Annotated in this window: 13 protein-coding genes and 1 pseudogene; 6 read left to right on the top strand and 8 right to left on the bottom strand. The window is 68.3% G+C overall.

The features are described 5' to 3' along the window. Positions 1–284: 284 nt before the first annotated feature. The 3 genes from G3I19_RS25935 to thyX form a co-directional block, all read right to left on the bottom strand. Positions 285–1,970 (bottom strand): ribonuclease J, encoded by a 1,686-nt coding sequence (locus G3I19_RS25935; RefSeq protein WP_164266125.1) that lies wholly within the window; start codon positions 1,968–1,970, stop codon positions 285–287. A gap of 108 nt (positions 1,971–2,078) precedes the next feature. Then, positions 2,079–2,978: a 4-hydroxy-tetrahydrodipicolinate synthase gene (dapA, locus tag G3I19_RS25940; protein WP_164266126.1), complete on the bottom strand. Its 900-nt coding sequence runs from the start codon at positions 2,976–2,978 to the stop codon at positions 2,079–2,081. 202 nt (positions 2,979–3,180) lie between these two features. Continuing rightward, positions 3,181–3,921 carry an FAD-dependent thymidylate synthase gene (gene thyX / locus G3I19_RS25945; RefSeq protein ID WP_164266127.1) on the bottom strand — a complete coding sequence of 247 codons (741 nt, stop codon included), beginning with the start codon at positions 3,919–3,921 and terminating at the stop codon, positions 3,181–3,183. A 198-nt stretch (positions 3,922–4,119) separates the two neighbouring features. On the opposite strand from thyX, the gene G3I19_RS25950 reads away from it, so the two are divergent. Further along, positions 4,120–4,359 carry a hypothetical protein gene (locus tag G3I19_RS25950; protein ID WP_164266128.1) on the top strand — a complete coding sequence of 80 codons (240 nt, stop codon included), beginning with the start codon at positions 4,120–4,122 and terminating at the stop codon, positions 4,357–4,359. A 110-nt stretch (positions 4,360–4,469) separates the two neighbouring features. After that, positions 4,470–5,030 (top strand): hypothetical protein, encoded by a 561-nt coding sequence (locus G3I19_RS25955; RefSeq protein WP_164266129.1) that lies wholly within the window; start codon positions 4,470–4,472, stop codon positions 5,028–5,030. An 87-nt stretch (positions 5,031–5,117) separates the two neighbouring features. Here the strand turns inward: G3I19_RS25955 and G3I19_RS25960 are convergent, their stop codons facing one another. The 5 genes and pseudogenes from G3I19_RS25960 to rpsO form a co-directional block, all read right to left on the bottom strand. After that, entirely contained in the window at positions 5,118–5,570 is a 453-nt protein-coding gene (locus G3I19_RS25960; protein WP_164266130.1) for a tetratricopeptide repeat protein, read from the bottom strand. Between the two features lie 4 nt (positions 5,571–5,574). Next, complete coding sequence (dapB, locus tag G3I19_RS25965; RefSeq protein ID WP_164266131.1) at positions 5,575–6,330, bottom strand: 4-hydroxy-tetrahydrodipicolinate reductase; 756 nt, start codon at positions 6,328–6,330, stop codon at positions 5,575–5,577. Between the two features lie 92 nt (positions 6,331–6,422). Next, positions 6,423–7,849 (bottom strand): annotated as a pseudogene (locus G3I19_RS25970) (pitrilysin family protein). Then, positions 7,846–10,059, bottom strand: coding sequence for a polyribonucleotide nucleotidyltransferase (locus G3I19_RS25975; protein ID WP_164266137.1), 2,214 nt, complete (start codon positions 10,057–10,059; stop codon positions 7,846–7,848). The pseudogene G3I19_RS25970 and the gene G3I19_RS25975 overlap by 4 nt, the downstream one beginning before the upstream one ends. Positions 10,060–10,383: 324 nt before the next feature. Then, positions 10,384–10,674: a 30S ribosomal protein S15 gene (gene rpsO / locus G3I19_RS25980; protein ID WP_164266133.1), complete on the bottom strand. Its 291-nt coding sequence runs from the start codon at positions 10,672–10,674 to the stop codon at positions 10,384–10,386. 314 nt (positions 10,675–10,988) lie between these two features. On the opposite strand from rpsO, the gene ctaD reads away from it, so the two are divergent. The 4 genes from ctaD to G3I19_RS26000 form a co-directional block, all read left to right on the top strand. After that, positions 10,989–12,728, top strand: a complete 1,740-nt coding sequence (gene ctaD, locus G3I19_RS25985) for a cytochrome c oxidase subunit I (RefSeq protein WP_164266134.1) — start codon at positions 10,989–10,991, stop codon at positions 12,726–12,728. 41 nt (positions 12,729–12,769) lie between these two features. Further along, positions 12,770–13,111, top strand: coding sequence for a hypothetical protein (locus G3I19_RS25990; protein WP_164266135.1), 342 nt, complete (start codon positions 12,770–12,772; stop codon positions 13,109–13,111). A 118-nt stretch (positions 13,112–13,229) separates the two neighbouring features. After that, a complete protein-coding gene (locus G3I19_RS25995) occupies positions 13,230–13,544 on the top strand; it encodes a DUF397 domain-containing protein (protein ID WP_164266136.1) in 315 nt (104 codons plus the stop codon). 374 nt (positions 13,545–13,918) lie between these two features. Beyond that, positions 13,919–15,199 (top strand): SCO5717 family growth-regulating ATPase (locus G3I19_RS26000; RefSeq protein WP_343235212.1); only part of this gene is annotated, 1,281 nt, incomplete at its 3' end.

The raw sequence follows: 15,199 nt of genomic DNA on the forward strand, positions 1-15,199 counted from the left end.
TTCCTCCGGGCTTTTCCCTTCGGTCTTGCGTTTCCGACTCTATCAGACTCTTTCGTGTCCGATTCCCGGCCGGCGGGCCGCTTTCCAGTTCCACGCTTTCGCGTTTCCCTTTCCGGCGATTCCGACTTTACCAGAGGTTCTGAGTCGGAATTCCCCACCCGATTTCCGGGAGCTCCGCGCACACGAGTGTGCGCGTTTCCCGATCAGGTGGAGCCGTAAACGTACTGGAGCGGGGCTCCCCGAAGCAAATCGGGGGCCCCGCTCCAGTCCCGTACGTACGACTGTCAGACCTCGACGACGACGGGAAGGATCATCGGGCGCCTGCGGTAACCGTCCGAGACCCACTTGCCCACCGTGCGACGGATCAGCTGCTGGAGCTGGTGCGGCTCCAGCACGCCGTCCTGGGCCGACTTGTTCAGGGCATCCTCGATCTTCGGTACGACGGCGCTGAACGCACCGTCGTCGATGCCCGAGCCCCTGGCCTGGATGTGGGGGCCGCCCACGATCTTGCCGCTGGAGCTGTCGACCACGATGAAGACGGAGATGATGCCCTCGTCGCCGAGGATGCGGCGGTCCTTGAGGTGGGTCTCCGTGACATCGCCGACCGAGAGGCCGTCGACGTACACATAGCCCGCCTGAACCTTGCCGACGATCCTCGCCTTGCCGTCGACCAGGTCGACCACGACGCCGTCCTCAGCGATGACGATGTGGTCCTTGGGCACACCCGTCTTCGCGCCGAGCTCGGCGTTGGCCCGCAGATGGCGCCATTCGCCGTGTACCGGCATCAGGTTCTTCGGGCGGCAGATGTTGTAGAAGTACAGCAGCTCGCCGGCCGACGCGTGGCCCGAGACATGGACCTTGGCGTTGCCCTTGTGGACGACGTCGGCACCCCAGCGGGTGAGGCCGTTGATCACGCGGTAGACCGCGTTCTCGTTGCCCGGAATGAGCGACGAGGCCAGGATCACGGTGTCGCCCTGGACGATCCGGATCTGGTGGTCGCGGTTGGCCATGCGGGACAGGGCCGCCATCGGCTCGCCCTGCGAGCCGGTGCAGACCAGGACGACCTCGTCATCGGGAAGGTCGTCGAGCGTCTTGACGTCGACGACCAGACCCGCCGGGACCTTCAGATAGCCCAGATCACGGGCGATGCCCATGTTCCTGACCATCGACCGGCCGACGAACGCCACCCGGCGCCCGTACTCGTGCGCCGCGTCGAGGATCTGCTGGATGCGGTGCACATGGCTGGCGAAGCTCGCCACGATGATGCGCTTCTGGGCGTTCGCGAAGACCGTGCGCAGGACGTTGGAGATGTCACGCTCGGGCGGCACGAAGCCGGGGACCTCGGCGTTCGTCGAGTCCGAGAGAAGAAGGTCGATGCCCTCCTCGCTCAGCCGCGCGAACGCGTGCAGGTCGGTGAGGCGGCCGTCCAGCGGCAGCTGGTCCATCTTGAAGTCGCCGGTGGCCACGGCCATGCCCGCGGGGGTGCGGATCGCGACCGCGAGGGCGTCCGGGATGGAGTGGTTGACGGCGATGAACTCGCAGTCGAAGAGGCCGATGCGCTCGCGCTGCCCCTCGGTGACTTCGAGGGTGTACGGGCGGATCCGGTGCTCCTGGAGCTTCGCCTCGATGAGCGCGAGCGTCAGCTTGGAGCCGATCAGCGGGATGTCCGGCTTCAGCCGGAGCAGATAGGGCACACCGCCGATGTGGTCCTCGTGCCCGTGCGTGAGCACGATGCCCTCGACGTCGTCGAGGCGGTCCTTGATGGTGGTGAAATCGGGCAGGATCAGGTCGATGCCCGGCTGCTCCTCCTCGGGGAAGAGCACGCCGCAGTCGACGATCAGCAGCCGGCCTCCGTATTCGAAGACCGTCATGTTCCGGCCGATCTCGCCGAGACCGCCGAGCGGGGTGACACGCAGGCCGTTCTTCGGAAGCTTCGGCGGTGCGCCGAGTTCAGGATGCGGATGACTCAAAAGACTCTCCTCACCACACACGCCACGTACCTGAGGCACGTGGCGCGCATGATTCGTGCACTTGCAGTTGTCAGAGTGATCTTGCGTATTCAGTTGTGAAGTCTGTGTTTAAAGTTCTACCCCGCCGGCGGCAAGATCGATCTTGAGCTGGGCCGTTTCCTCGGGAGCAAGTTCCACCAGGGGGAGGCGGAGCGGTCCGGCAGGCAGGCCCTGGAGGCTCAGCGCGGCCTTCGTCGTGATCACTCCCTGCGTCCGGAACATGCCGGTGAAGACCGGCAGCAGACGCTGATGGATCTCGGTCGCCTTCTGGACGTCGCCCGCGAGGTACGCCTCCAGGAGCGCTCGCAGCTCCGGGGTGACCAGGTGGCCGACGACGGAGACGAATCCGCACGCGCCCACCGAGAAGAGCGGCAGGTTCAGCATGTCGTCGCCCGAGTACCAGGCCAGGCCGCTGCGCGCGATCGCCCAGCTGGCACGGCCGAGGTCGCCCTTGGCGTCCTTGTTGGCCACGATGCGCGGGTGCTCGGCCAGCCGGACGATCGTCTCCGTGTTGATCGGCACACCGCTGCGGCCGGGGATGTCGTACAGCATGACGGGCAGCCCGGTGGAGTCCGCGATAGCGGTGAAGTGCCGGAGCAGGCCCTCCTGGGGCGGCTTGTTGTAGTACGGCGTCACGGCGAGCAGGCCGTGTGCGCCGGCGCCCTCGGCCGCCCTGGCCAGCTCCAGGCTGTGCCGGGTGTCGTTGGTCCCCACACCCGCGATGACGTGGGCACGGTCTCCGACCGCTTCCCCGACCGCCCGTACGAGGTCGGTTTTCTCCGCGTCGCTGGTGGTCGGGGACTCGCCGGTGGTGCCGTTGACGACCAGGCCGTCGTTGCCTGCTTCCACCAGATGGGTGGCGAGCCGCTGCGCGCCGTCGATGTCGAGCGCGCCGTCCGCCGTGAAGGGCGTGACCATGGCGGTGAGGACCCGCCCGAAGGGGGTCTGCGGAGTGGAGATCGGAGCCATGGGTACCACGCTACTCGCTGCTCAGTTCGCCTCGTCCCCTCGGGGGACAGGAGCTACGGAGCCCGGCACTGCCTGCTCGGGGGTTCAAGCAGTGCCGGGTCCGTTTGATCAGCCTAGATGAAGTTCACCAAAGGGTGCAATCCGGACACCTCAGGCGGCCCAGTCGCACATGTGTGCCTTCACTGGTCTCTTCATGGGTGCCTTACGGCGCGACGCGGCCGTTGGCGTTGAAGGCCGCGTGGGTCAGCGGCATGAGCTTTTCCCAGTGCTCTTCCATCCGCTCGCCGACCATCTCGATCTCCCGCTGCGGGAAGGACGGCGTCCTGGCCAGCTCGTGCTGGGTGCGCAGGCCGAGGAAGTGCATCAGGGACCGGGCGTTGCACGTCGCGTACATCGAGGAGAACAGGCCGACGGGCAGCACCGCCCTGGCCACCTCGCGGGCCACACCCGCCGCCAGCATCTCCTGGTAGGCGTCGTACGCCTGCCGGTAGGAGTCCTCCATGGCGCGGCCGGTGAGCTCCTGCTGGGCCGCGGTGCCCTCGACGAACTCGTACTTGCCGGGACGGCCCTGCTGGACCAGTTTGCGGGACTCGCCCGGTACGTAGAAGACCGGCTCCAGCTCCCGGTAGCGGCCGGATTCCTCGTTGTACGACCAGCCGACGCGGTGCCGCATGAATTCACGGAAGACGAAGATCGGGGCGCTGATGAAGAACGTCATCGAGTTGTGCTCGAAGGGGCTGCCGTGCCGGTCCCGCATCAGATAGTTGATGAGTCCCTTGGAGCGCTCGGGGTCCTTCTGGAGCTCTTCCAGGGACTGCTCACCCGCCGTGGAGACTCGGGCCGCCCACAGCACGTCGGAGTCGCCCGCGCTGTGCTTCACCAGGTCGACTGTGACGTCGCTGCGGAAGCTCGGCTTGGGGTCTGAGGTGGGAGTGTCACTCACCGGCGGGGTCCTTCCAGTTGCATCGCTCGGGCGGCGCCCACTCTACGGCGCGGCACCGACAACCAGGACCGGACGAACCGTCAGCAGGAAAGTTCTGCCGATTCGTGAAAATCGGGCACCGATCGAGGGCTTTGAACGTCTGAATCAGTGGAACCAGAGTGGAACCGGAAGTCTCGTGATCCAAGGAGAAGTGCCCCTATGTTCCGCCGGCGAGAGGCCGTCCCGTTCGCATTCGTCGCTGACGCGGACCGCTTCCGTAGCAACGTCGAACCGCCGCCCCGTCAACGCCCCAGTGCCTCCCAGCTCGCCGGCCGTGTGCTGGTCGGCCTCACGGTCGTCGCGGGCCTCGCAGGCTCGCTCCTGTTCGGTCTGCCTGCCCTGGCAGCCGACCAGACGCCCACCCAGACGCATCAGTCCGAAGCCGCGCACGGCCACTGACTCGTCCGGACCCCTGACTCGTCCGGACCCCTGGGGTGGTCCGTCGATCATCTCATCGGTAGCCTCACCGGGCACAGCCAATCGAGCGTGCTTGTGAGTGAGGATCAGTCGTGCCCCTGCCTTTCCTGACGGCCGACCGCGCGTTTGACGCAGCCGCCGAGAATGCCGACGACGTCGCGCTGCCGTTCGACGACCACGATCAGTGGCGCCGCCCCTACCGCCCCGGACCCTGGCGGGTCGGGGCGGCGGCGCTGTTTCTGCTGATCGCCTCGTTCATCCTGCTGGCAGCGATGATCATCGCTCTCGCCGGCGGGGTGTCCGGTGCGAGTGCCACCCTCGTCCTCGGGCTCGCTGTCGTGGCCTGCGCCCTGCGGCTGCTGCGGATGGGCGCCTGGGTCAGCAGGCACGGGGTGCGGCGGGTCGGCTTCTTCAAGACGGTCACGGTGCCCTGGAGCCGGACCGCGGCCGTACGCACGGTGCAGCAGCCGGTCCGCTGGCTCGGGCTGCCGCGCACGGTGCAGGGCGAGGCACTCCTGCTCGTGCAGCGCAGCGGTGGGCAGCTGCCGCCGCTGCTCACCGATCACAGTGCCGATTTCCTGGCCCGCCACGAGGCGTTCGACCGCGCGGCGGACACCGTCGAGGCGTGGGGTGCGGAGTACCGCCTCCGCTGAGCAGGACGCAGCCGGAAGCAGGACGCACCTGAGCACGGCACAGCTGAGCACGACGACGCCGGGCGGCCCCGGCGGCCCGCAGGCCCGTCAGACGCTGACGGGCCTGCCCGCGTGCAGGGCGATGGCCCGCTGCATGGCCTTGCGGGCCCGCGGGGTGTCCCTGGCGTCCTGGTAGGCGACCGCGAGGCGGAACCAGCAGCGCCAGTCGTCCGGGCTGTCCTCGGTCTCCTCCTTGCGGCGCACGAAGACCGCGTCGGCCGAGTCGCGGTCGATGCGGCCGCTGGGCGTACGGACCAACTCGTCGACGGGCAGGCCCCCTTCGGCGTCCAGTTCGGCGGCGAGCCGGTTGGCCCGGCGGACGAACTGGGTGTTCTTCCACAGGAACCAGATGCCGATCAACGGCAGGATCAGCACGGCCACGCCGAAGGTGACCGTGAGCAGGGTGCCGTTCTCGATGAGCAGCACGCCCCGGCTGCCGACCAGGACGAAGTAGAAGACCAGGACGGCGGCCGTGACGAGGTAGGTGATCTTTGCGCGCATCGGGTCAGCTCAGATCGAGGAAGTTTTCCAGGCCGAAGGTGAGGCCGGGGGTGGTCACCACGCGGCGTGTGCCGAGCAGGATGCCCGGCATGAAGCTGCTGTGGTGCAGGGAGTCGTGGCGGATGGTGAGCGTCTCGCCCTCGCCGCCGAGCAGCACCTCCTGGTGGGCCAGGAGTCCGCGCAGCCGTACGGAGTGCACCGGGACGCCGTCGACATCTGCGCCGCGGGCGCCGTCCAGTGCGGTGCTCGTCGCGTCCGGCTGCGGGACGCAGCCGGCCTTGTCGCGGGCGGCCGCGATCAGCTGGGCGGTGCGCTGTGCGGTGCCGGACGGGGCGTCCGCCTTGTTGGGGTGGTGCAGCTCGATGACTTCGACGGACTCGAAGAAGCGCGCTGCCGCCTGTGCGAACGTCATGGTGAGCACGGCCCCGATGGAGAAGTTCGGGGCGATGAGGACGCCGGTCCCCGGGGAGGCGTCGAGCCAGGAGCGGAGCTGCGCGAGGCGGTCGTCGGTCCAGCCCGTGGTGCCGACGACGCCGTGGATTTTGTGGCGTACGCAGAATTCCAGGTTGGCCATCACCGCGTCGGGGTGCGTCAGGTCGATGGCCACCTGGGCGCCGGACGCGGTGAGTGCGTCGAGCGCGTCGTCGCGGTCGAGGGCGGCGACCAGTTCCATGTCGTCGGCGGCGTCGACGGCCCGTGCGGCTTCGGAGCCGATACGGCCCCGGGCGCCGAGAACCGCGACGCGCAGCTTGCTGCTCATACTTGCTCTTCCTTCATCGCTCGCGCTTCACACGTCGTGGCTGACGCGTGTCACAGACGGTCCGGCTCAACGATCCGGCTGAACGGTCCGGTTCAGGAGACCGCTTCGTGGAGGCGGTCGGCCTGCTTGTCCTTCAGCGGCCCGATCACCGACAGCGAGGGACGCTGTCCCAATATGTCGTGGGCGACCGCGCGGACCTCGTCCGGGGTGACGGCGGTGATCCGCTCCAGCATCTCGTCGACCGACAGCTGGGAGCCCCAGCACAGTTCGCTCTTGCCGATGCGGTTCATCAGCGCGCCGGTGTCCTCCATGCCGAGCACCGTGGAACCGGCGAGCTGGCCGATCGCGCGGCGGATCTCCTCGTCGGTCACCCCTTCGCCCGCGGCCCGGTCGAGTTCGTCCCGGCAGATCTTGAGGACGTCGTGGACCTGGTTGGGGCGGCAGCCCGCGTAGACCCCGAAGAGCCCGCAGTCGGCGAAGCCCGAGGTGTACGAGTAGACGCTGTAGGCGAGGCCGCGCTTCTCCCGTACCTCCTGGAAGAGGCGGGAGCTCATGCCGCCGCCGAGCGCCGTGTTGAGGACGCCGAGCGCCCAGCGCCGGTCGTCGGTCCTGGCCAGGCCCGGCACGCCGAGGAGGATGTGTGCCTGCTCGGTCTTGCGGTTCAGCAGGTCGAAGCCGCCCGCGGTGCGCAGGGTGCGGGCGCCGGCGCGCGGGTCCATCGGTACCGCGTCGGTACGGGAGAGTGCGCCCGCGCTCTCGAACGCCTCGCCGACCTGGCGTACCACCGTGTCGTGGTCGAGGTTGCCGGCGGCGGCGACGACGAGGTGCGTCGGGTCGTAGTGCTTCTTGTAGAAGCGGGCGATCTGGCTGCGGCTGAGCCCGTTGACGGTGTCGACGGTGCCGAGCACCGGGCGGCCGAGGGGGGTGTCGCCGAACATCGTCTGCGCGAAGAGGTCGTGCACGACGTCGCCGGGGTCGTCCTCGGTCATCGCGATCTCTTCGAGGATGACGCCGCGCTCGGCCTCGACGTCCTCGTCGGCGATCAGCGAACCGGTCAGCATGTCGCAGACGACGTCTATGGCCAGCGGCAGATCGCTGTCCAGGACCCGCGCGTAGTAGCAGGTGTACTCCTTCGCCGTGAAGGCGTTCATCTCGCCGCCGACCGCGTCGATCGCGGCGGAGATGTCGAGGGCGCTGCGCTTGCCGGTGCCCTTGAAGAGGAGGTGTTCCAGGTAGTGCGTGGCGCCGTTGAGGGCGGGTGTCTCGTCGCGGGATCCGACGTTCGCCCAGATCCCGAAGGTCGCTGAGCGTACCGAGGGGACGGTCTCGGTGACGATGCGCAGACCGCCGGGGAGGGTGGTCCTGCGGACCGGGTCGCTGGACTGTGCTCCGGCGTTGCTCACGTTTCCGTCCTTCGATGCACTGCTGCCGTCTCGTCCGTGAGGTGGCTCTGGGTACGGGCGACGGCCCGCGCCTCCGATGAGGTGCGGGCCGTCGTCACGGAACTACGGGACGTCACTTGTCGGTGTCGTCCTTCTTCTCGTCGTCCTCGCCCTCGATGACGGGAACGAGGGAGAGCTTGCCGCGGGAGTCGATCTCGCCGATCTCGACCTGGACCTTGGAGCCGACCGCGAGCACGTCCTCGACGTTCTCCACGCGCTTGCCACCGGCGAGCTTGCGGATCTGCGAGATGTGCAGCAGGCCGTCCTTGCCCGGCATGAGCGACACGAACGCACCGAAGGTGGTGGTCTTGACGACCGTACCCAGGTAGCGCTCGCCGACCTCCGGCATGGTCGGGTTGGCGATCGAGTTGATCGTGGCGCGCGCGGCCTCGGCCTGCGAGCCCTGCTGGGCACCGATGTAGATGGTGCCGTCGTCCTCGATCGTGATGTCGGCGCCGGTGTCCTCCTGGATCTGGTTGATCATCTTGCCCTTGGGGCCGATGACCTCACCGATCTTGTCCACCGGGATCTTGACGGTGATGATCCGCGGGGCGTTCGGGGACATCTCGTCCGGGACGTCGATGGCCTCGTTCATCACGTCGAGGATGTGGAGGCGTGCGTCACGGGCCTGCTTCAGCGCGGCGGCCAGGACCGAGGCGGGGATGCCGTCGAGCTTGGTGTCGAGCTGGAGCGCGGTCACGAACTGCTTCGTGCCGGCGACCTTGAAGTCCATGTCGCCGTAGGCGTCCTCCGCACCGAGGATGTCGGTGAGGGCGACGTAGTGGGTCTTGCCGTCGATCTCCTGCGAGATGAGGCCCATGGCGATACCGGCGACGGCGGCCTTGAGGGGCACACCGGCGTTCAGCAGGGACATGGTGGAGGCGCAGACCGAGCCCATGGACGTCGAGCCGTTGGAGCCCAGCGCCTCGGAGACCTGGCGGATCGCGTAGGGGAACTCCTCGCGCGTCGGCAGCACCGGCACGATGGCGCGCTCGGCGAGCGCTCCGTGGCCGATCTCGCGGCGCTTGGGCGAGCCCACGCGGCCGGTCTCACCGACGGAGTACGGCGGGAAGTTGTAGTTGTGCATGTAGCGCTTGCGGGTCACCGGGGAGAGGGTGTCCAGCTGCTGCTCCATGCGGAGCATGTTGAGGGTGGTGACGCCCAGGATCTGGGTCTCGCCACGCTCGAAGAGCGCCGAGCCGTGCACGCGCGGGATCGCCTCGACCTCGGCGGCGAGCGTACGGATGTCCGTGACGCCGCGGCCGTCGATGCGGACCTTGTCCTTGATGACGCGCTCACGCACGACGGACTTGGTCAGCGCGCGGTACGCGCCGGAGATCTCCTTCTCGCGGCCCTCGAACTTCGGGAGCAGCTTCTCGACGGCGATTTCCTTGACGCGGTCCAGCTCGGTCTCGCGCTCCTGCTTGCCGGCGATGGTGAGCGCCTTGGCGAGCTCGGTCCTGACCGCGGCGGTGAGCGCCTCCAGGACGTCGTCCTGGTAGTCGAGGAAGACCGGGAACTCGCCGGTGGGCTTGGCGGCCTTGGCGGCGAGGTCGGACTGGGCCTTGCAGAGCGCCTTGATGAAGGGCTTCGCGGCTTCCAGGCCGGCGGCGACGACCTCTTCGGTCGGGGCCTCGGCGCCGTCCTTGACGAGCTGGATGGTCTTCTCGGTGGCCTCGGCCTCGACCATCATGATCGCGACGTCGCCGTCGTCGAGCACGCGGCCCGCGACCACCATGTCGAAGACGGCGTCCTCGAGCTCGGTGTGCGTCGGGAAGGCGACCCACTGGCCCTTGATCAGGGCGACGCGGGTGGCGCCGATCGGGCCGGAGAAGGGCAGGCCCGCCAGGATCGTGGAGGCGGACGCGGCGTTGATCGCGACCACGTCGTACAGGTGGTCGGGGTTGAGCGCCATGATCGTCTCGACGATCTGGATCTCGTTGCGCAGGCCCTTCTTGAAGGAGGGGCGCAGCGGCCGGTCGATCAGGCGGCAGGTGAGGATCGCGTCCTCGGAGGGGCGTCCCTCGCGGCGGAAGAAAGAGCCGGGGATCTTGCCGGCCGCGTACTGCCGCTCCTCGACGTCCACCGTGAGGGGGAAGAAGTCGAGCTGGTCCTTGGGCTTCTTGGAAGCGCTGGTGGCCGACAGCACCATGGTGTCGTCGTCCAGGTATGCCACGGCGGAGCCGGCGGCCTGCTTGGCGAGGCGGCCCGTCTCGAAGCGGATGGTGCGGGTGCCGAAGGTTCCGTTGTCGATAACGGCCTCGGCGTAGTGGGTCTCGTTCTCCACTAGCGTTTTCTCCATACTCGTCGTCTTTCGTCCCCCAGCCCGTGTGGCGGGGAACGGGGCGGAGAAGCGCTCCATGGTTGCGGGGCCGGTCTTCGATCGAAGCACCCGGGTGATGTTCCCGGGGGCCACTACCGAGGACCGGCGGCGGCTGGAGGGCGCTTCCCCTCGTGCGGTACCGCGGTGTTCGTCACCGCGGTGTCCGTTACTGCCGTGCACACCCAGGTTACTGAGCGCGGTCCGGGTTGCGCACGTACAGCGGTCGCAGCACGTACGGCAAAGGGAGCGGTCCCCAGGAAATGGGGCCCGCTCCCTCGCACAACGTTCTTACTTGGCGCCGCCGGCCGCACCGCGGCGGATGCCGAGGCGTTCGACCAGCGCGCGGAAGCGCTGGATGTCCTTCTTCGCCAGGTACTGGAGAAGGCGGCGGCGCTGGCCGACCAGGATCAGCAGACCCCGGCGGGAGTGGTGGTCGTGCTTGTGCATCTTGAGGTGCTCAGTCAGGTCCGAGATACGGCGCGAGAGCATGGCGACCTGAACCTCGGGGGAACCGGTGTCGCCTTCCTTCTGCGCGAACTCGGTCATGATCTGCTTCTTCGTAGCGGCGTCGAGCGACACGCGTACTCCTCGTGAGTCTTCAGGCCACCGAGTGCCCCAGGTCGAATACTCTGGGGAACTTCCGTAACTCGGGAGGCGGGGATCCGCTGGGCGCAGCCTCCGGGTCTCCCGGAGACGCGTACACAGACGGCCGTCACACAGCGTATCAGCCTTTCCGAGCCCCCCGGCCCGTGCCCCCGGCCGCCGCCCGTGCACCCGAATGGCTCAAGCGGCGCGCCACGCCACACCGCTTCGGATCCCTTCGGCGTGAGCTGCGCCATGCTCCTGTGCTGTCCAGCCCGTCGGGGCGCGACCACAGCAGCAGGAGCACCGCAGTGACGACGAGGGCCACCGAGGGTTCACCCACGTCCGATGACGAGTACGACAGCGAGGTACCGGCACGCCCGAGGCGTCCGGGAAGCGTCATCGTCACCTGGGCGACCACCACCGATCACAAGACGATCGGCACGATGTATCTGGTCACATCGTTCGCGTTCTTCTGCATCGGCGGCGTGATGGCGCTCGTCATGCGCGCCGAGCTGGCGCGGCCGGGTACGCAGATCATCTCGAACGAGCAGTTCAACCAGGCGTTCACGATGCACGGCACGATCATGCTGCTGATGTTCGCGACGCCGCTGTTCATCGGCTTCACCAACTGGATCATGCCCTTGCAGATCGGGGCGCCCGATGTGGCGTTCCCCCGGCTGAACCTCTTCGCCTACTGGCTGTACCTGTTCGGCGCACTGATCGTGATGGGCGGCTTCCTCACCCCGAACGGGGCCGCCGACTTCGGCTGGTTCGCGTACTCACCACTGACCAGCACGATGCGCTCCCCGGGGGTCGGCGCCGACCTGTGGATCATGGGTCTGGCCTTCCAGGGCTTCGGCACGATCCTCGGTTCGGTCAACTTCATCACCACGATCATCTGCATGCGCGCCCCTGGCATGACGATGTTCCGCATGCCGATCTTCGTGTGGAACGCGCTGCTGACCGCCGTGCTCGTGCTGCTCGCCTTCCCCGTACTGGCCGCCGCGCTGCTCGCGCTGGAGGCGGACCGGAAGTTCGGCGCCCATGTATTCGACGCGGCCAACGGCGGGGCCCTGCTGTGGCAACACCTCTTCTGGTTCTTCGGGCATCCGGAGGTGTACATCATCGCGCTGCCGTTCTTCGGGATCGTCACCGAGATCATTCCGGTGTTCTCCCGCAAGCCGGTCTTCGGTTACATCGGCCTGGTCGGGGCCACGATCTCCATCGCGGGACTGTCGGTGACGGTGTGGGCCCACCACATGTTCGTCACGGGCGGTGTGCTGCTGCCGTTCTTCTCCTTCATGACCTTCCTCATCGCGGTGCCGACCGGTGTGAAGTTCTTCAACTGGATCGGCACGATGTGGAAGGGGTCGCTGTCCTTCGAGACACCGATGCTCTGGGCGATCGGCTTTCTGGTCACGTTCCTCTTCGGTGGTCTGACCGGCGTCATCCTGGCCTCGCCCCCGATGGACTTCCATGTGTCCGACTCGTACTTCGTGGTGGCGCACTTCCATTACGTGGTCTTCGGGACCGTGGTCTTCGCGATGTTCGCCGGGTTCTACTTCTGGTGGCCGAAGTTCACCGGCAAGATGCTGGACGAGCGGCTCGGCAAGATCAATTTCTGGACGCTGTTCGTGGGCTTCCACGGCACGTTCCTGGTGCAGCACTGGCTGGGCGCGGAGGGTATGCCGCGCAGGTACGCGGACTATCTGGCCGCTGACGGCTTCACCACGCTGAACACCATTTCGAGCATCAGCTCCTTCCTGCTGGGCCTGTCGCTGCTGCCGTTCTTCTACAACATCTGGAAGACCGCCAAGTACGGCAAGAAGGTCGAGGTCGACGACCCGTGGGGCTACGGCCGCTCGCTCGAATGGGCGACCTCCTGCCCGCCGCCCCGGCACAACTTCACGACGCTGCCGAAGATCCGCTCCGAGGGCCCGGCGTTCGACCTGCACTACCCGGCGATCAACGCTCTCGAGGCGGCGGCACACGCGACGGCCGCCCCTTCGGCGGGCAGCGGCACCGGCCCGCGCGCCGGGGACAAGTAGGGCAAGAAAAGAGAAGTGGAAGGAACGGCGGAGGAGAAGGCGTGGCAGCCGACGAGGAGACCGCGCGCGGTCTCGTGCGGATCGAGGGATATCTGCTGTGGAGCGCGGAGGTGGAGGAGGCGCGGCGGCAGGCCGCCCGCTTCGCTGGTCAGCTGCCCTGGCTGACCAGCGCCCAGCGGGACGACGTGGAGCGCGTCTACACGGCCGACCGGGTGGCTGTCTCCCGGGCCGTGCTCGAGCGGATCTCCGGCCGGGCCGCCGAACTGCGGGGCGAGTACACGGCGCGCTACGAGCAGTTGAAGAGGCGCTGTGTGTCGGTGACGGTGATGGCGGTCGGCGCGGTGAGCGGCACCTGCACGGCGATCACGCTGCTCAGCCGGTGACCGCGCAGCACCCTTTACCACGCCTGATCCATGTCGTCCGGAACCCATGAGGAGGGCCGGTCCCGCCAAGTAGGGTGAGCGAACAGCTCGTTCGTACGTGGTGAAGGGACCGGCAGCCATGGCTGACGCACACGACAAGGACCGTAAGGAACGCGAGAAGGAAGAGCTCTACGCACTCGACATCTCCGGTGTCGACTGGCAGGGCGCGCCCGGCACCTCGGCGGACGAGGAGCGGGTCGAGATCGCGTATCTGCCGGACGGTGCCGTGGCCATGAGGTCGTCCATCGATCACGGAACGGTGTTGCGGTACACGGAAGCGGAATGGCGCGCTTTCGTGCTGGGCGCCAGGGACGGCGAATTCGACCTGGAACCGGCGCCGCACAACGGGGGGATGCCGAGCGCGGCCGACGCCGAGCAGGCGCAGTCCGAGTAGGTGGAGTCGGGCTTCGCCGTGCGGCGGCGGGGGCGGTCCGTTCGGTCTTCCTCCTCGGATGTCCGACTCCCGTCCCCGGGCCGTGACCGGCCGAATTTGGGCGGCTTTTGGTGCCTTCCTTCCGTTATGGCTGAGGGATTGTGACGTAACAGAGCATTCTTCGGGCGCCCCTTGACGTAAAGGTCACGTCCGACGGTGCACTCCGTCATGCCGTCCCGGTACGAATGGTGATTAGGCTGGTACGGGGGCGCGGGCCAGAACCCGCACGCGGGATGTTCGCGTCCTCACGGGGAGAGCCAGGCGGATCGGACGACAACGGTCGCCCCCCATCCACTACGGCACGAGGGTGCTAGAGCACACCAGCGGGAGGCATTGTGAACAGCGATCGGGACGAGATTCGCGGGGGACCGAACACACCCGTCGACGATCAGTCCGACGCGGATCCCGCCGAGACGGGTGAGTTCACCATCGACTACACCCCTCCCGCCTGGTATACGCAGAACGCTTCGGACGCCCAGGCGCAGGAGTCGGCACCGGCCGCTCCGCAGCCAGCTGCCGCCCCCACTCCCCCGCCGCCGCCGGCTCCGCCGGTGGCCCGGGCTCCTGAGGCGCCTCGGGTGGGCCCGGTCCAGCCCACCGGTCCCGTCGGCGGGCCCGCGGCTGTGCCGGGGCTGCCGCTGACCGGAGGGTTCGAGCCGAACTGGAGCCCGGCGCCGGCCGTCGCGGATCAGGACGAGAGCAGGGACGAGGACGAGGACAAGGACGCAACGGACAGCGGGGCCGGCCGGCCGGCGGACGCTGCCCTGTCCGGGCGGGACGAGGTGCCTGACCACAAGGGATCCTCTTCTGTGTCCCCTTCGGCGTCCTCTTCGACGTCGCAGTCCGTCCTGGGGGCGGACTTCGATCCGTGGGGCGAGGCCGATGCGGAATCCGACGCGAAGGCGGCCCGGGAATCCGCCGCCCGGAACGGAGCAGAGGCCACGGCGTCGTCCGAGGCACAGTCCGGGCCCGCCGGGTCGGAGCCCGAGTCCGAGCCGGAGTCGGCGCAGGAGCCGGAGTCGGCGCAGGAGTCGGAGTCGGATTCCGAGCCTGAGTCCTTCTCGACGGTCGTGCCGGAGGCCGACCCCGTAGTGGCACCCGCCCCGGAAGCCGAGCCCGAGAAGGCGGCCGAGGCGCTCGGTGGGGGTGAGGTGGAGAGCGGGGACACCATGAAGTTCTCTCCCGCCGCACTGAAGCGTGAGTTCGAGAAGCTCGAAGCGGCCGCGAAGGCCGCACGTGAGCGGTCGGGGGCTCCTCCGGCCGGCGAGCAGGAGAGCAACGCGCCCGCCTCGACGGCCGGAACGTCCAGCGGGGCTTCGGGCCCCTACCGGTCCGACAGGTCCAACGCGTTCGCGGATGTCGCTGCCTCCTTCGGTGAGCCCTCCGACGCCGTGCCCGGGACCGGCGACGCGACCGAGGACGCGGTGCCGCCGTACGTTCCGGACGCCCCTGAGCCGCAGGACGCCCCTCCGGCGCAGCCCGCCCAGCCCTGGGTGCCCGCTCCTTCGTCGCCGCCGCAGGGCGAACTGCCGCCGCTGCCGCCCGCGTTCCAGCCCGCCGCACCGCCGGCCGCTCCGCAGTGGCCGGTGAGCACGCCGAGCGCCGATCAGTCGCAG

Origin of the sequence: Streptomyces sp. SID10853 (assembly GCF_010548145.1) — a bacterium.
Classification (GTDB): domain Bacteria; phylum Actinomycetota; class Actinomycetes; order Streptomycetales; family Streptomycetaceae; genus Streptomyces.